Raw genomic sequence first — 14,905 nt, 5'->3', positions numbered from 1 at the left:
CTCCCGCCTGCGGGAGGGGGAGATGCTTCGATTGCCCCCCTCCCCGCCAAGCCCTATATGCGGGGCTCCCATGTCCAGCATTCCCTCCTCCGTCTTCGTTCCCGCCGACTGGCGCGACTTCCTGGCACTCACCAAGCCGCGGGTGATGACGCTGGTGGTGTTCACCGGCCTGTGCGGGATGCTGGCGGCCCCTGTCGGCGTCGATCCGGTCATCGGCTTCACCGCGATCCTGTGCATCGCGCTGGGCGCGGGCGCGGCGGGGGCGTTGAACCAATGGTATGAGGCGGACCTGGACGCGCTGATGAAGCGCACCGCCAAGCGGCCGCTGCCCGCCGGCCGCATGACGCGCGAGTCGGCGCTGCACTTCGGCGTCGGGCTGGCCTGTTTCTCGGTGCTGCTGATGGGGTTGGCGGTCAATTATGTCGCCGCCGGAATCCTGACCGTCTCGATCCTGTTCTATGTGCTGGTCTACACCGTCTGGCTGAAGCGGCGGACGCCGCAGAATATCGTCATCGGCGGGGCGGCGGGCGCGTTTCCGCCGTTGATCGGCTGGGCCGCCGCGACGGGTGAAGTCGCGCTCCTCCCCTTCCTGCTGTTCAGCCTGGTCTTTCTGTGGACGCCGCCCCATTTCTGGGCGCTGGCCCTCTTCGTGAAGACCGATTACGCCAATGCGGGCGTGCCGATGCTGCCCGTGGTGGCGGGCGAGCGGGTGACGCGCGCGCAGATCGGCCTCTACACCATCCCGATGGCGATCGCCGCCGTCGCGCCCTGGCCGCTGGGGCTGACGGGTTCGATCTATGGCGTGATCGCGACCGCCGGGACCGCGCTGTTCGGCGCCTATGCCGCGATCGTCGCGTTTCGGCATACCCGGCCCGACGACGCGATGAAGCCGGAAAAGCGGCTCTTCAAATATTCGATTCTCTATCTTTTCCTTCTCTTTGGCGCGCTGGTGGTGGATCGTTGGGCATGACGCCTGACGATTCGAATCGGATTCGCGCCAAGCAGCGCGCCCGCGCCACCGCCATGGCGCTGCTGCTCGGTTTTCTGGTGGTGCTGATCTTCTTCATCACCCTGTCCAAGATCCGCGCGGGGATGCACGGGTGAGGATGACGCGCCAGGGTCGGACGGTTGCGCTGGCGATCTTCGGCGTGGTGTTCATGACCGGCCTCGCCTTTGCCAGCGTGCCGCTCTACCGCATGTTCTGCCAGGTGACGGGCTATCAGGGCACGACCCAGCGCGGGAACCAAGCGCCCGGAAGCGTCCATCGGCAGATCACCGTCAATTTCGACGCCAACATCTCCTCGCGCCTCGCCTGGACCTTCAAGCCCGAGAATCCACACGAAACCGTCGATATCGGCGCGCGCGACATGGTGTTCTTCACCGCCACCAACAATGCCAAGGTGCCCGTGACGGGCACCGCGACGTTCAACGTCACCCCCGACCAGGCGGGCCGCTACTTCACCAAGATCCAGTGCTTCTGCTTCACCCAGCAGACGCTCAAACCCGGTGAGACGGCGCGGATGCCGGTGATCTTCTTCATCGACCCGAAGATCCTCAACGACCCCGACGCCAAGGACATCGAGACCATCACCCTGTCCTACACATTTTACCCGGTGGATTCGGCGAAGAAAGCGGGTTAGCCTGTCCCCAAAATAGCAAAAACATAGGGACGGGATCATGGCTGGCGCGAAGAACCACGACTATCATATCCTGCCGCCGAGCCCCTGGCCGCTGGCCAGTTCGATGTCGGCGCTGTTGATGGCCTCGGGCGCGATCATGTGGATGCACAGCGTGCAGGGCGGCGGCTGGGCGTTCCTGGCCGGTCTGGCGGCGGTGCTGTTCTGCATGGGCAGCTGGTGGGCGGACGTGGTGCGCGAGGCGCATCATGGCGACCATACCCCCGTCGTGCAGCTGCATTTCCGATACGGCATGATCCTGTTCATCGCGTCGGAAGTAATGTTCTTCGTCGGCTGGTTCTGGGCCTTTTTCGACTTCGCGCTGTTCCCCACCGCGATGAGCTTTGTCGACGGACAGGTCGAGCGCGCGGCCGAGGGTGCCGCCGCGATCGCTGCGACCTGGCCGCCCAAGGGGCTGGAGGTGATCGACGCCTTCAAGCTGCCCTTGCTCAACACGCTGATCCTGCTGACGAGCGGCACCACCGTCACCTGGGCGCACCATGCGCTGATCCACAACCAGCGCGGCGGCGAGAAGAAGGGTCTGTGGGGCGCGCTGGGCGTCGGCGACCGCGACGGCGTGCTCAAGGGCCTGTGGCTGACCGTGATCCTGGGCCTGATCTTCAGCGCGATCCAGGCCTATGAGTACATGCACGCGCCCTTCCCCTTCAAGGGCATCAACTATGGCGCGGCCTTCTTCATGGCGACCGGCTTCCATGGTTTCCACGTCATCGTCGGCACCATCTTCCTGATCGTCTGCCTGATCCGCGCCTATCGCGGCGACTTCACCCCGCGCCAGCATTTCGGGTTCGAGGCGGCGGCCTGGTACTGGCATTTCGTCGACGTGGTGTGGCTGTTCCTGTTCGTCACCATCTATGTCTGGGGTGGCTGGGGCGCGCCGGTTCACAGTGGCTGAGTTCACGCCTCCGACGATCTGGCAGGCTGGGTTCAAGGGGCTGTGTCCGCGTTGCGGCCAGCCCCATTTGTTTGCCGGACCGGTCTTCTCGACCAAGGTGACGACCTTTGCCGACCGGTGCAGTGCCTGCGGGCTGGACTTCACCCGGTTCAATGTCGGCGATGGCCCGGCCGCGTTCCTGACGCTGATCCTGGGCACGATCATCACCATCGCGGCGATCAGCGTCGAACTGACGCTGCATCCGCCGCTCTGGCTGCAGATGGCGATCTGGCTGCCGCTGACCGCGATCGGCGTGGTCTATAGCCTGCGCATCGCCAAGGGGGCGCTGATGGCGGCCGAATATCGCAACGAAGCGCGCGAGGGGGCCATGGTTCGTCCCGAAGACGACGCGGACGACGCGTGAAGCGCCTGCCGATCCTCCCCACGCTGATCGTCGGTCTGGCGGTCGCCGCGATGATCGCGCTGGGCCTGTGGCAGTTGCTGGACAGGCTGCCGAAAAAGGAAGCCTATCTGGCGCAGCTCGCCGCCAATCCGGCGCGCCCCGTCATCGCCTTTCCGCTGTTCCCGGACGACAGCCTGCTCTTCCGCCGCACGGTCGCCGATTGCCGCCCGCCGGTCGCCATCCGCCGCGCAGGTGCCGGGGCGGCGGGGTTCCGCCTGATCGCCACCTGTACGGTCCCACAAGGGGCGATGCAGGTACAGCTCGGCACCACCCATGATCCGCGCGCGGTGAGCCATTGGCCGGGCGGTCGTGTGAGCGGCTATGTCTCCCATGCGCCCGACAGTCGTTCGCTGCTCCAGTCCGCCTTCGACCACCGACCGCAGGACATGCTGCTGGTCGCCGACACACCCGCCCCCGGCCTCGACGCGAATCCCCGGCCGGGGATCGACGGGATCCCCAACAATCACTTCGCCTATGCGGTGCAATGGTTCCTGTTTGCCGCCATCGCCGCAATTATCTATGTTTTGGCGGTCGCCCGGCGCAATCGAATGGTTGTGGTACGCAACACACCCCGTTAAGCCGCAGCGCATCATGCGCTATCACAGTACCCGCGGCTCCGCCCCCGTCCTCGATTTCCGGGGTGCGACCCTGGCCGGTCTCGCCAGCGATGGCGGGCTTTACGTGCCCGAGACCTGGCCGACCCTGACCTTCGAGGAGATCGAAGGGCTGGCGGGCCTGTCCTATGCGCAGACGGCGGCGAAGATCATGGCGCCGTTCGTCGGCGACAGTCTGACCCCGCAGGAACTCCAGGCTCTGTGCGACACCGCCTATGGGCGCTTCTCGCACGCCGCCGTCACGCCATTGGTCCAGCTCGACCATGACCAGTGGCTGCTGGAACTGTTCCACGGCCCGACGCTGGCATTCAAGGACGTCGCGCTCCAGATGCTGGGCCTGCTGTTCGAGCGGTTCCTGCGTGGCACCGAGACGCGGCTGACCATCGTCGGCGCGACCAGCGGCGACACCGGATCGGCGGCGATCGACGCGGTGGCGGGGCGCGCCAATATCGACATCTTCATGCTGCACCCGGCGGGCCGCGTCACCGAGATCCAGCGTCGCCAGATGACGACGGTGCTCGCCCCCAACGTCTACAACATCGCGATCGAGGGGAATTTCGACGACGCGCAGGCGCTGGTGAAGGCGATGTTCAACGACCGCGCCTTTGCCGACCGCCATACCCTGTCGGCGGTCAACTCGATCAACTGGGCGCGGTTGATGGCGCAGGTCGTCTATTATTTCTACGCCGCCGTCCGGCTGGGCGCGCCGGGCAAGGCCGTCGCCTTCTCGGTGCCGACGGGCAATTTCGGCGACGTGTTCGCCGGCTATGTCGCGGCGCGCATGGGCCTGCCCGTCGAGCGGCTGATCGTCGCGACCAACGTCAACGACATCCTCCACCGCGCGCTGTCGTCGGGCGACTATTCCAAGGGTCAGGTGCAGGCGACCGCCACCCCCTCGATGGACATTCAGGTCAGCTCGAATTTCGAGCGGCTGCTGTTCGACGCGAACGGCCGCGACGGCGCGGCGCTGGCGGCGCAGATGAAGGGGTTTGAGGGCACCGGCGCGATGCGGCTGACCAATGCGCAGAGCCAGGCCATCGCACCGCTGTTCACCAGCGCGCGCGTGGACGCCGATGACATGAGCCGGGCGATGCGCTGGGCCTGCGATCAGGCGGGCCAGATACTCGATCCGCATACCGGCATCGCGCTCTCCGCCGCCCGCGCCAGCAAATTGGACGTGCCGGTGGTGACGCTGGCCACCGCGCACCCGGCCAAGTTCACCGATGCGGTCGAGCGCGCGACCGGCAGCCGCCCCGCGCTGCCCCGCCGCGTCGGCGACCTGTTCGAGCGTGAGGAACGCTTCACCACGCTGCCCGCCACCTTCGACGCGGTGACGGCCTTTATCGACGGGCATGGTTTGCGCTAACGCGGGTCCATGAAACTCGAAACGATGATCGGCGAGCCCTGGGCGGATTATGGGCTGGTCGACTCCGGCCATGGCCGCAAGCTGGAACGCTATGGCCGGTTCCGCTTCATCCGCCCCGAACCGCAGGCGATGTGGGCGCCCGCGACCAGCGACTGGCGCGCGGCGGCCGAGTTCGTGCCCGGATCGGATGAGGATGGCGGCGGCCGCTGGAACTTCAACGAGCCGGTGCCGCGCGACGGCTGGCCGCTCAAGTGGAACGAGGTGCGCTTCACCGCGCAGAATACGCCGTTCCGCCATCTGGGCTTCTTCCCCGACATGGCCCCCGTCTGGGGCTGGATGCGCGAGCAGGTCGACGGGCTGGCCGAGCCGGAGTGCATGAACCTGTTCGGCTATACCGGCGTCGGCACGCTCGCGATGGCGAGCGCGGGCGCGAAGATGGTCCATGTCGACGCCTCCAAGAAATCGGTCGAGGCGGCACGGAGCAACGCGATGCTGTCGGGCCTGGGCGATGCGCCGGTGCGCTGGATCGTCGACGACGCCGCCAAGTTCGTCGCGCGCGAAGTGCGGCGCGGGCGGCGCTATGACGGCATCCTGCTCGACCCGCCCAAATATGGACGCGGGCCGGAGGGCGAGGTGTGGCGGCTGGAGGAAGACCTGCCCGGCCTGATCGCCAATTGCCGCCAGTTGCTCGACGCCGACTCGCGCTTCCTGTTCCTGACCGTTTATGCCGTGCGCATGTCGGCGATGGCGATCGGCGAAATGATGCGCCAGGTCATGGCCGACCTGCCCGGCAAGGTCGAATGCGGCGAACTCGGTGTGCGTGAGGAAGCGCGGGGGCTCACCCTGCCCACCGCCATCTGGGCGCGGTGGAGCCGGTAAGCAAAAACCTCCGTTCAGCCTGAGCGAAGTCGAAGGCCACGCCAGATCATAGCGGCGGGGCCTATGCTTCGACTTCGCTCAGCATGAACGGAGCGGGGATTACCGAGCGGTGATCTCGATCAACGCGACCTCATAGGTCGCAACCGCCCCGCCCGCCTCGAACGCTCGCGCGATCCGCCGCATCGCGCCCGGCGGGATGGGCCGATGGCCTTCGCGCGGCGTCCCCGCCCCGATCGCCCGAAGGGCGCGCATGAACGCCGCTGCCGATTCGTGCCGTTGCTCGAACGCCCGCGTCTCGACCGGCCACCCGAGTGCCTCGACGGGTGGATAGACCGGGCTCCCGGCCGCGAACCCTTCCGCCCGGTGCGCCTCGTGCCATGCCGCGAAGGTCCCTTCGAGCAGCGTCGTCACCAGCAACTGTCCCCCCGGCGCCAGCAATCCCGCCAACCGCTGCAAGCCTCCTTGCAGATCGGCGAACCACTGCACCGCCAGGCTGCTGACGATCAGATCGAATGGCGCCTCGCCCGGCAGGTCGGGATACTCGCCATCCATCACCCGCCCGCGCACATCCGGATGCTTGGCGAGGCCCCGCGCCAGCATGGCGGGCGCGATGTCGGTCATCAGCCAGTCGGGACTTGCCAGACGGGGCAAGGTCGCCGCCGTCAGAAAGCCGGTCCCGCACCCCACTTCCAGCACGCGCGGGGCGGGCGGTGCCAATGCGACGATCCGTTCGGCCAGCCAGTCGGCGACCCGGCGCTGCACCATTGCATGCGCGTCATAGGCCGAGGCCGCGTCGAACGCGCGCGCGATCACCTTCGTTTCGGCCATCGCTTCAGTCACGCACCGACCGGATCGCCGCGCCTGCGATCCACGGCGCGCCCGCGACCAGCATCAGCGACACCGCCGCCAGCAGCTTCAGCGCCCCCATATCGCCACTGCCCGCGCCGAAGATCAGCAGCGGCAAGGCGAGCGGCAGCAGCAGCAGCCCGGCCAGCCCCCCCGCCCCGCGCAAACCGGCGGTCAGCGCCCCCGTCGCAACCGCCAGCGCCGCCAGTCCGGGCGTGCCGAGCAGCAACCCCGCCTCGACCCGCACCAGCGCCGCCGCCTCCAGTCCGAACAGTCCGGCCGCAACGAGCGCGGCCAGCATCAGCGGCGGCGCAAAGGCCAGCCAATGCGCGACGATCCGCAGCGCCATCACCAGCGGCAGCGACAGGCCGTGAACGCGAATCTGGTCGAACCAACCCGATTCGACATCGGGCGCGATCAGCCGCTCGACCGGCAGCAGCGCGGCCAGCAGCGCCGCGACCCAGATCGCCCCCGCGCCGACGCGCATCAGCACCGCGCGATCCGGCCCGATCGCAAAGGGGAACAGCACCACCGCCAGCAGGAAGAAGCCACACACCAGCCCCGCCCCGCCCCCGACATAACCACGCCGCACGTCGCGCGCGATCAGGGTCAGCATTACGCTCATGCCGCGACGAATCCCTCAAGCGCCAGCGTCCGCGCGTCCGCCAGTTCCAGCGGCTGATGAGTGGTGAGCAGCACCGCGCCGCCCGCCGCACGGTGATCCGCAATGGCCCGCTCCAGCATCGCGACGCCCGCCAGGTCCAGTCCATTGCCCGGCTCGTCGAGCAGCCAGAGCGGCGCCTGTGCCGCCAGCACCCGTGCCAGCCCGGCCCGCCGCCGCTGCCCGGTCGAAAGCAGACGCACCGGCACATCGGTCAATGTGCCCAGCCCGACCGTATCGAGCGCCGCGGCAACCCGCCGATCCGCCGCCGCCAGCCCGTCGAGTCGTGCCCAGAAGGACAGCGCCTCCCCCAGCCGCCGCTCCGTATCGAGCGCGAGGTCCTCGGTCGTCAGGGCGATGCGCCCCGAGCGGGTGACGCGCCCCTCGAACGGTGCGATCAGACCGGCGGCGAGGCGCAACAGGCTGGACTTGCCGATGCCGTTGGGGCCGGTGACGATTGCCGCCTCACCCGCCGCCAGGGTCAGCGACAGGTGCGTGAAGAGCAGCCGCCCGCCGCGCGCGCAGGCGACCCGATCCAACACCACGATCACGTCACCGCGTCTTCCAGCGCGTGCATGTCGTCGTCGGACAGGCCGAAATGATGGCCGATCTCATGGATCGTCACATGCACGACCAGATCGTCGAGCCGCACGCCCGTCTCGACCCATTCGTCCAGGATCGCCCGGCGATAGAGATGGATGCGGTCGGGTAAGGCCCCGGAATCCATGCTGCTTTTCTCACCGAGCGGCCGCCCATGATACAGGCCGGTCAGGTCCAGCGGATGCTCCAGGCCCAGCGCGGCCAGCGTCTCGTCATCGGCGAATTCCTCGACGATCAGGACGACGTCGCCCAGATGCGCGGCGAACGCCTCCGGCAGGCGCGCGATCGCATCCCGCGCGATCCGCTCGATCACCTCGGGACCGGGTGCTTCACCAATCGCGTCTTGCCCGCTCATGGCCGCCGTCTTACCGCTGTGCCGGTCAAAAGAACAAGATACGCCAAGGGGACGATCATGGTGGAACGGCTGAGCGAGCTGGATCGGGACGAAGCGCTGGACGGCCTGACCGAATGGGACTGGGACGAATCGCGCGATGCGATCAGCCGCCGTTTCGTGTTTGCCGACTTCAACGAGGCGTTCGGCTTCATGACCCGCGTCGCCCTGCTGGCGGAAAAGGCGGATCATCATCCCGAATGGTCCAATGTCTGGAACCGGGTCGATATCGTGCTGACCACCCATGATGCGGGGGGGCTGTCGGCGCGCGATATCGACATGGCCGAAGCGATCGACGCTTTGGTGGAGTAACCCCTAAATCCTCCCCAAGCTGTGCTTGGGGAGGAATGGGTTCAGCCGACCGTCTGTTCGATCGCGCCGAAGATCGGGTGGTGGCGGTCGTCCTCCATCCAGATGCGGACCGTGTCGCCCTTTTTCAGGAACGGCGTCACCGCCTCGCCGCCGCGGATCGTCTCGATCATCCGCAGTTCGGCCAAGCAGCTATAGCCGACACCGCCCTCGGCCACCGGCTTGCCTGGGCCGCCGTCCGAATCGCGGTTGGACACGGTGCCCGACCCGATGATCGTCCCCGCCCCCAGCGCGCGCGTCTTGGCGGCATGGGCGACCAAAGTCCCGAAATCGAAGGTCATGTCCTGCCCCGCATCCGCCCGACCGAAGGGCTGGCCGTTCAGGTCGACCTTCAGCACGCGGTGCAGCTTGCCGTCCTGCCACCAGTCGCCCAGCGACTCCGGTGTCACGAAGACGGGGGAGAAGGCCGAGGCGGGCTTGGACTGGAAGAAGCCGAAACCCTTGGCCAGCTCGCCGGGGATCAGCCCGCGCAACGACACGTCGTTGGTCAGCCCCACCAGTCGGATCGCCGCCAGCGCCTCCTCGCGGCTCGCGCCCATCGGCACATCGCCGGTGACGACGACAACCTCGCCCTCCAGGTCGCAGCCCCAGCTTTCATCGGCCAGCGGAATGGCGTCGCGCGGCCCCAGAAAGCCGTCCGAGCCGCCCTGATACATCAGCGGGTCATGCCAGAAGCTCTCGGGCAGTTCCGCCCCGCGCGCCTGCCTGACGAGCGCGACGTGATTCACATAGGCCGATCCGTCCGCCCATTGATAGGCACGCGGCAAGGGCGAGGCGGCGTCATGTTCGTGGAAACGCGCGCGCGGGATCGCCTCATGATCCAGATCGGTCGCCAGATTGGCGAGCGCTGGCCCATGCGTCTCCCAATCGTCGAGCGCGGCCTGCAGCGTCGGCACGATATGCCCCGCATCCGCATACCAGGCGAGGTCGCTCGACACGACAACCAGCTTGCCGTCGCGACCATGTTTGAGACTGGCGAGTTTCATGCAGGACTCCTCTTCGCTAACTGGTATCGGATGTAACCATCCGTCCGCGCTTGTCACGCTTTGCGATGGCGATCCTGCCCGAAACTTGACTTTTGGCAATGGCCGTCGCACATGCCCGGCCGTCGAGGCGTCCACTCGCAGCGTGAACGGACCATCTGGTCCCGGCTCCGCCCCGACCCTGTCTTCAGGCTTCCCTTGTCACGCGGGGTGTCATCAACCCCGGCCCGCGCTTGCGGCCTGTCGTGACTCGCGCGCCATGATCGAAAGTAATTCCATGTCCTTTTCCGAACTCGGCCTCGCCGAGCCGCTCGTCCGTGCGCTCGAAGCCAAGGGCTATTCCGAACCCACGCCGATCCAGCGCGATTCGATCCCGACGCTGCTGGAAGGCCGCGACCTGCTGGGCATCGCGCAGACCGGCACCGGCAAGACGGCGGCCTTCGTCCTCCCCTCGATCCAGCGGCTGGTCGAGGCCAACAAGCGCGTCCTGCCGACCCATTGCCGGATGCTCGTCCTGGCCCCGACGCGCGAACTGGCCAGCCAGATCGCCGAGAATGCCAAGGGCTATGCCAAGTTTTCCAAGCTGGCGGTCGCGACCGTCTTTGGCGGCACCAGCCTGAACAAGAACCGCCAGGACCTGTCGCGCGGTGTCGACATCCTGGTCGCCACGCCGGGCCGCCTGATCGACCTCGTCGAGCAGGGCTTCCTGAACCTGTCGATGATCGAAATCCTGGTGCTGGACGAAGCCGACCAGATGCTCGACCTGGGCTTCATCCACGCGCTGCGTCGCATCGTGAAGATGATCCCGCGCAAGCGCCAGACCCTGTTCTTCTCGGCCACCATGCCCGCCGCGATCCGCGATCTGGCCGACAAGTTCCTCGACAATCCGGCGACCGTGACCGTCACCCCGGTGTCGACCACCGCCGAGCGCGTCGACCAGTCGGTGACGTTCGTGACCCAGCAGGAAAAGCAGGCGCTGCTGACCATCCTGCTCGCCGATCCCGCGATCGAGCTGGCGCTGGTCTTCACCCGCACCAAGCATGGCGCCGATCGCGTCGTGAAGCTGCTGGCGGGCAACGGCATCGCCGCCAACGCAATCCACGGCAACAAGAGCCAGGGCCAGCGCGAGCGCGCGCTGGGCGAGTTCCGCTCGGGCCAGACCCGCGTGCTGGTGGCGACCGATATCGCCGCGCGCGGCATCGACATTCCGGGCGTCAGCCACGTCTTCAACTTCGAACTGCCCAACGTCGCCGAGCAGTACGTCCACCGCATCGGCCGCACCGCGCGCGCTGGTCGCTCGGGCATGGCCATCGCCTTCTGCGCCGAGGATGAGCGTCCGTATCTGAAGGATATCGAGAAGCTGACGCGGCAGAAGATCACCGTCGTGCCGCTTCCCGCCGACTTCGTGAAGCGCGCCGAGACGATCAAGTCGCAGCGCGTGAAGGCGATCGGTGCCGACCCCGCCCCGCGCGTCGACCGTCCGCGTGACCCGGCGCGTCCTCGCGCCACGCATCACCCGCGTGCGACCGACTCGCGCGCGCCGCAGGGTCGCCAGCCGCGTCGTCGTGGCGGCGGTGGCGGTGCGCCCGGTGGTGGTGGCGGCGGTCGCGGTCGTGGCGGCCAGGGTCGCCCCGGCGGCGGCGGTGCCGGTCGCGGCGCCCAGGGCTGATTCCTTCTTAAGCCCCTCCCGTAGACGGGAGGGGTTTGGGGAGGGCAAGGGGTCTCACCGAGACTGTCGCCAGCGGCATACCCTCCCCCATCCCCTCCCGCCTGCGGGAGGGGCGTGCTCGCGGATAGCGCTTGCACCCCAACCCTATCCTGATGCGTTGAACGCGTAACGAGTTGCGCGCATCAGGAGAGGTTGCCATGGATATTGCCCACACCCCCGCCGCCGAACGCATCGCCCGCGTGTTGTGCGGCCAGCGCCTGAGCGCCAATGCCAAGGGCGACTCCGAATCCGCCTCCAAGCTGGTCGACGCTCAGTGGCGCGATCACATGGCCGATGCATTGGCCGTGCTGCGGACGCTGCGCGAGCCCGATCAGGCGATGGCGGATGCGGGCGATCCGGCGATCTGGGAAAAGATGGTGCTGGTCGCGGTCGAAGCGGCCAAGCCGCCCAAGGTCACGCTTTAAAATCCTCCCCGACACGGGGAGGTGGCAGGCGAAGCCTGACGGAGGGGGGCTTCCGCACAGGTCAGCCTGTGCTGCAATCCCCCTCTACCACCGCTTCGCGGCGGTCCCCCTCCCCGCTCCGGGGAGAATTCACACCGTCACCTGCTCGCCCAGCTCCAGCACCTTGCCCGGCGGAATCCGCAGGAACTCGGTCGGGTCGCTGGCATTGCGCTGAAGGAACATGAACAGCCTGTCCTGCCAAAGCGGCATGCCCTTTTCCGCTTCGGGCTTCAGGGTGTTGCGGCCGATGAAGAAGCTGGTCTTCATCGGGTCCAGCCCGGTCGTCCTGTTCTCCACGCCCAGATCGCGCGGCAGGTCGCGCGGCACGTCCGGGGTTTCCATGAAGCCATAGGTCAGCGTGACGGTGGCGAAATTGTCGTCCAGCCGCTCGACATGGGCGCGGCGTTCGGCAGCCACATAGGGACGGTCGGCGGTGCGGATCGTCATCACCAGATTCTGCGCGTGCAGCACCTTGTTGTGCTTCAGATTGTGGAGCAGCGCGCCCGGTGCCGAAGCGGGATTGGCGGTCAGGAACACCGCCGTCCCCGGCACCCGCTCAGGGGGACGCTTGGCCAGCGCGGCGGCCAGATCGGCGAGCGGGATCGCCTGGCGCTTTTCGAAGGCCGACACGATCCCGCGCCCGCGCACCCAGGTATAGATGATCAGGCCGACACCCGCCCCGACCAGCAGCGGCACCCAGCCGCCCTCGATCACGCGCAGGATATTGGCGCCGAAAAACACGAGGTCCAGCGTGAGAAAGGGCAGGATCGCCGCCAGCGCGAGCGCCCGCGACCAGCCCCAGCGGTGCCGCACGACCAGATAGGCGAGGCACGTCGTCACGACCATCGTCCCCGTCACCGCGATGCCATAGGCGGCAGCCATCGCCGAGGACGTCTTGAACTGAATCACCAGCACCAGCACGCCGAACAGCAGCAGCCAGTTGATCGCGGGCAGATAGATCTGTCCCTGGAAATCGGCCGAGGTCTGCCGCACCCGCAGTCGCGGCAGGAAGCCGAGTTGGATCGCCTGTTGCGTCAGCGAAAAGGCGCCGGTGATGACCGCCTGCGCCGCGATCACGGTGGCGAGCCCCGCCAGCACGATCAATGCGGGGCGAAGCGGCTCGGGGGCCATCAGGAAAAACCAGTCCTGGTTGGTGAAGGGTTGGCCGCTCGCCGTCGCCTGCTCCAGCGAGGCCAGCGCAAAGGCCCCCTGCCCCAAATAGTTGAGCGTCAGCGCGGGCAGGACCAGCGAAAACCAGCCGATGCGGATCGGCAGCCGCCCGAAATGGCCCATATCGGCGGTCAGCGCCTCAGCCCCGGTGACGGTCAGGAACACCGCGCCCAGCACGAACAGTCCGACGACGCCGTGGCTGGCAAGAAAGCCGACGCCGTAACCCGGCCATACGACCCGCGCGATCGAGGGTTCGTCGGCGATATGCCAGATGCCCAGCCCGCCGATGACGAGGAACCAGAGGATACAGATCGGCCCGAACAGCTTCGACACCTGTGCCGTGCCGCGCGACTGGATGAAGAACAGCCCGACCAGGATGACGATGGTGCACATGCGGATCATGCCCTCGTCGAAGATCGACGCGGCGGCGGGAATGGTGCGCAGGCCCTCCATCGCGGACAGCACGGACAGCGCGGGCGTGATGATCGCATCGCCGTAGAAGAGCGACGCCCCCGCCGCGCCCAGCACCAGCGCGATGCGTGAACGCGCGCCCGCCGCCCGCCGCGCCAGCGCGGCCAGCGCCAGCACGCCCCCTTCACCCTGATTGTCGGCGCGCATCAGGAAGATGACGTATTTGATCGTCACGACCAGGATCAGCGACCAGAGCGCGAGGCTGAGCACGCCCAGGATCTCGCCGGGATCGATGCCGTCCCCCGCCGATTGCGACAGGGCCTCGCGAAAGGCGTAGAGCGGACTGGTGCCGATATCGCCGAACACGACGCCGATCGCGCCGATGGTCAGTGCCACCAGCGCGGGATGGCGTTGCACGCCTGCATCAGCCGTTTCGGTCGATGGAGCCGAATGCCCCGTCATCTCGCGCCTCATGTCGGTTGCCGTCCCCGTCATGCCCGCCGGAACCCCCTGTGCCAAAAGGACGGCGCGCTTTACGCTTATGCGCGCCTGACGCAAGGGCTTTCGGCGACCGTCTGCAAACGCTTGATATTGCCACGCCTCAAGCGCATGGGCATCAAATGGTTCCCTTTTCGTTCGGCGGTCATGCATTCCAGGCGCTGGCCGATGGCGCGCTCTACTGGCCCGCGCGGGAGGCGTTGCTGGTTGCCGATCTCCATCTGGAAAAAGCCAGCTGGTATGCGGGCGGCGGACAGATGCTGCCGCCCTATGATTCGCTCGCCACGCTCAGCGAACTGACCGCGATCATCACGCGGACGGGGGCACGGGAGGTCTGGTGCCTGGGCGACAGTTTCCATGACGCGGAGGGCTGCGACCGGCTGTTGCCGGAGGCGCGGGCGATGCTGCTGGCACTGACCGGCGCGACCGCCTGGACCTGGATCACCGGCAACCACGATCCGGTGCTGCGCGACCGCTGTGGCGGTGCTGTGACGGAGGAAGCCCTGGTCGATGGACTGATCCTACGCCACGAAGCCGATCCGGCCGAGACGCGGCCTGAACTGTCAGGGCATTTCCACCCCAAGCTTCGCTTACGGGTGCGCGGCAAGCTGGTCGCGCGACGCTGTTTCGTGGGCACGGCGAACAAGCTGATCCTGCCCGCCTTCGGCGCGCTGACCGGCGGGCTCGACGTGGACCATCCCGCCCTGCGCCAGGCGGTCGGCCGCCCCGCCGAGGCGCTGGTCCCGGTCCGCGACCGGATGCTGCGCTTTCCCGTCGCGGCGTGATCGATCCTCCCCGGCACGGGGAGGTGGCAGGGCGCAGCCCTGACGGAGGGGGGCTTCCCCATAAGACGCCCCTTGCGGCACGCCCCCTCCACCATGCTGCGCATGGTCCCCCTCCCCGTACCGGGGAGG

At 67.6% G+C, this 14,905-nt stretch carries 18 protein-coding genes; 12 read left to right on the top strand and 6 right to left on the bottom strand.

Annotated elements, in window-relative coordinates; all coding sequences use genetic code 11:
- Positions 1 to 70: 70 nt before the first annotated feature.
- Genes NS355_RS14150 through NS355_RS14120 form a run of 8 tightly spaced genes read left to right on the top strand, consistent with a single transcriptional unit; the run spans position 71 to position 5,890 of the window.
- The gene (locus NS355_RS14150) at positions 71 to 970 is read left to right on the top strand and encodes a heme o synthase (RefSeq protein WP_058746297.1); all 900 of its coding nucleotides are present in this window, start codon (positions 71 to 73) and stop codon (positions 968 to 970) included.
- On the top strand, positions 967 to 1,104 hold the full coding sequence (locus tag NS355_RS19080) for a hypothetical protein (RefSeq protein WP_167345464.1): 138 nt from the start codon (positions 967 to 969) through the stop codon (positions 1,102 to 1,104). The genes NS355_RS14150 and NS355_RS19080 overlap by 4 nt, the downstream gene beginning before the upstream one ends.
- A gap of 2 nt (positions 1,105 to 1,106) precedes the next feature.
- Complete coding sequence (locus tag NS355_RS14145) at positions 1,107 to 1,640, top strand: cytochrome c oxidase assembly protein (protein ID WP_058746296.1); 534 nt, start codon at positions 1,107 to 1,109, stop codon at positions 1,638 to 1,640.
- A gap of 37 nt (positions 1,641 to 1,677) precedes the next feature.
- Positions 1,678 to 2,589, top strand: coding sequence for a cytochrome c oxidase subunit 3 (locus NS355_RS14140; protein WP_058746295.1), 912 nt, complete (start codon positions 1,678 to 1,680; stop codon positions 2,587 to 2,589).
- On the top strand, positions 2,582 to 2,992 hold the full coding sequence (locus NS355_RS14135) for a DUF983 domain-containing protein (RefSeq protein WP_058746294.1): 411 nt from the start codon (positions 2,582 to 2,584) through the stop codon (positions 2,990 to 2,992). The genes NS355_RS14140 and NS355_RS14135 overlap by 8 nt, the downstream gene beginning before the upstream one ends.
- Positions 2,989 to 3,609, top strand: coding sequence for an SURF1 family cytochrome oxidase biogenesis protein (locus NS355_RS14130; RefSeq protein WP_058746293.1), 621 nt, complete (start codon positions 2,989 to 2,991; stop codon positions 3,607 to 3,609). The genes NS355_RS14135 and NS355_RS14130 overlap by 4 nt, the downstream gene beginning before the upstream one ends.
- Before the next feature lie 13 nt (positions 3,610 to 3,622).
- Complete coding sequence (thrC, locus tag NS355_RS14125; protein ID WP_058746292.1) at positions 3,623 to 5,011, top strand: threonine synthase; 1,389 nt, start codon at positions 3,623 to 3,625, stop codon at positions 5,009 to 5,011.
- A gap of 9 nt (positions 5,012 to 5,020) precedes the next feature.
- Positions 5,021 to 5,890 (top strand): class I SAM-dependent methyltransferase, encoded by an 870-nt coding sequence (locus NS355_RS14120; RefSeq protein WP_058746291.1) that lies wholly within the window; start codon positions 5,021 to 5,023, stop codon positions 5,888 to 5,890.
- Positions 5,891 to 5,989: 99 nt separating this feature from the next.
- Here the strand turns inward: NS355_RS14120 and NS355_RS14115 are convergent, their stop codons facing one another.
- Genes NS355_RS14115 through NS355_RS14100 form a run of 4 tightly spaced genes read right to left on the bottom strand, consistent with a single transcriptional unit; the run spans position 5,990 to position 8,352 of the window.
- On the bottom strand, positions 5,990 to 6,718 hold the full coding sequence (locus NS355_RS14115) for a methyltransferase (protein WP_058746290.1): 729 nt from the start codon (positions 6,716 to 6,718) through the stop codon (positions 5,990 to 5,992).
- A gap of 4 nt (positions 6,719 to 6,722) precedes the next feature.
- A complete protein-coding gene (locus NS355_RS14110; protein ID WP_058746289.1) occupies positions 6,723 to 7,361 on the bottom strand; it encodes a heme exporter protein CcmB in 639 nt (212 codons plus the stop codon).
- Complete coding sequence (ccmA, locus tag NS355_RS14105) at positions 7,358 to 7,948, bottom strand: heme ABC exporter ATP-binding protein CcmA (RefSeq protein WP_058746288.1); 591 nt, start codon at positions 7,946 to 7,948, stop codon at positions 7,358 to 7,360. Before ccmA ends, NS355_RS14110 begins: the two co-directional genes overlap by 4 nt.
- On the bottom strand, positions 7,945 to 8,352 hold the full coding sequence (locus tag NS355_RS14100; protein ID WP_058746287.1) for a metallopeptidase family protein: 408 nt from the start codon (positions 8,350 to 8,352) through the stop codon (positions 7,945 to 7,947). The genes ccmA and NS355_RS14100 overlap by 4 nt, the downstream gene beginning before the upstream one ends.
- A 57-nt stretch (positions 8,353 to 8,409) precedes the next feature.
- On the opposite strand from NS355_RS14100, the gene NS355_RS19500 reads away from it, so the two are divergent.
- On the top strand, positions 8,410 to 8,700 hold the full coding sequence (locus NS355_RS19500) for a 4a-hydroxytetrahydrobiopterin dehydratase (RefSeq protein WP_058746286.1): 291 nt from the start codon (positions 8,410 to 8,412) through the stop codon (positions 8,698 to 8,700).
- Positions 8,701 to 8,741: 41 nt separating this feature from the next.
- Here NS355_RS19500 and NS355_RS14090 read toward each other — a convergent pair whose 3' ends face one another.
- Positions 8,742 to 9,743 (bottom strand): fumarylacetoacetate hydrolase family protein, encoded by a 1,002-nt coding sequence (locus NS355_RS14090; protein ID WP_058746285.1) that lies wholly within the window; start codon positions 9,741 to 9,743, stop codon positions 8,742 to 8,744.
- Between the two features lie 274 nt (positions 9,744 to 10,017).
- Here NS355_RS14090 and NS355_RS14085 point away from each other — a divergent pair, with 274 nt between their 5' ends.
- Together NS355_RS14085 and NS355_RS14080 are read left to right on the top strand one after the other, a co-directional pair.
- On the top strand, positions 10,018 to 11,409 hold the full coding sequence (locus NS355_RS14085; protein ID WP_058746284.1) for a DEAD/DEAH box helicase: 1,392 nt from the start codon (positions 10,018 to 10,020) through the stop codon (positions 11,407 to 11,409).
- A gap of 197 nt (positions 11,410 to 11,606) precedes the next feature.
- The gene (locus NS355_RS14080) at positions 11,607 to 11,873 is read left to right on the top strand and encodes a hypothetical protein (RefSeq protein WP_042486719.1); all 267 of its coding nucleotides are present in this window, start codon (positions 11,607 to 11,609) and stop codon (positions 11,871 to 11,873) included.
- A 129-nt stretch (positions 11,874 to 12,002) separates the two neighbouring features.
- Here the strand turns inward: NS355_RS14080 and NS355_RS14075 are convergent, their stop codons facing one another.
- Positions 12,003 to 13,955, bottom strand: coding sequence for a potassium transporter Kup (locus NS355_RS14075; protein WP_058746298.1), 1,953 nt, complete (start codon positions 13,953 to 13,955; stop codon positions 12,003 to 12,005).
- 158 nt (positions 13,956 to 14,113) lie between these two features.
- On the opposite strand from NS355_RS14075, the gene pdeM reads away from it, so the two are divergent.
- The gene (gene pdeM, locus NS355_RS14070; protein WP_058746283.1) at positions 14,114 to 14,776 is read left to right on the top strand and encodes a ligase-associated DNA damage response endonuclease PdeM; all 663 of its coding nucleotides are present in this window, start codon (positions 14,114 to 14,116) and stop codon (positions 14,774 to 14,776) included.
- The last annotated feature ends 129 nt before the right edge of the window (positions 14,777 to 14,905 follow it).

The organism is Sphingomonas yabuuchiae, assembly GCF_001477495.1.
In the GTDB taxonomy this organism is placed as follows: Bacteria; Pseudomonadota; Alphaproteobacteria; order Sphingomonadales; family Sphingomonadaceae; genus Sphingomonas; species Sphingomonas yabuuchiae_A.
Note: the sequence above shows the minus strand (reverse complement) of the source record. Positions and strands in the feature narration are given on the sequence as shown.

Coding starts and splice junctions, on each gene's coding strand:
- NS355_RS14150 (WP_058746297.1), top strand. CDS start 71: ATGTCCAGCATTCCCTCCTCCGTCTTCGTTCCCGCCGACTGGCGCGAC.
- NS355_RS19080 (WP_167345464.1), top strand. CDS start 967: ATGACGCCTGACGATTCGAATCGGATTCGCGCCAAGCAGCGCGCCCGC.
- NS355_RS14145 (WP_058746296.1), top strand. CDS start 1,107: ATGACGCGCCAGGGTCGGACGGTTGCGCTGGCGATCTTCGGCGTGGTG.
- NS355_RS14140 (WP_058746295.1), top strand. CDS start 1,678: ATGGCTGGCGCGAAGAACCACGACTATCATATCCTGCCGCCGAGCCCC.
- thrC (WP_058746292.1), top strand. CDS start 3,623: ATGCGCTATCACAGTACCCGCGGCTCCGCCCCCGTCCTCGATTTCCGG.
- NS355_RS14120 (WP_058746291.1), top strand. CDS start 5,021: ATGAAACTCGAAACGATGATCGGCGAGCCCTGGGCGGATTATGGGCTG.
- NS355_RS14115 (WP_058746290.1), bottom strand. CDS start 6,718: ATGGCCGAAACGAAGGTGATCGCGCGCGCGTTCGACGCGGCCTCGGCC.
- NS355_RS14110 (WP_058746289.1), bottom strand. CDS start 7,361: ATGAGCGTAATGCTGACCCTGATCGCGCGCGACGTGCGGCGTGGTTAT.
- NS355_RS14100 (WP_058746287.1), bottom strand. CDS start 8,352: ATGAGCGGGCAAGACGCGATTGGTGAAGCACCCGGTCCCGAGGTGATC.
- NS355_RS19500 (WP_058746286.1), top strand. CDS start 8,410: ATGGTGGAACGGCTGAGCGAGCTGGATCGGGACGAAGCGCTGGACGGC.
- NS355_RS14090 (WP_058746285.1), bottom strand. CDS start 9,743: ATGAAACTCGCCAGTCTCAAACATGGTCGCGACGGCAAGCTGGTTGTC.
- NS355_RS14085 (WP_058746284.1), top strand. CDS start 10,018: ATGTCCTTTTCCGAACTCGGCCTCGCCGAGCCGCTCGTCCGTGCGCTC.
- NS355_RS14080 (WP_042486719.1), top strand. CDS start 11,607: ATGGATATTGCCCACACCCCCGCCGCCGAACGCATCGCCCGCGTGTTG.
- NS355_RS14075 (WP_058746298.1), bottom strand. CDS start 13,955: ATGACGGGGCATTCGGCTCCATCGACCGAAACGGCTGATGCAGGCGTG.
- pdeM (WP_058746283.1), top strand. CDS start 14,114: ATGGTTCCCTTTTCGTTCGGCGGTCATGCATTCCAGGCGCTGGCCGAT.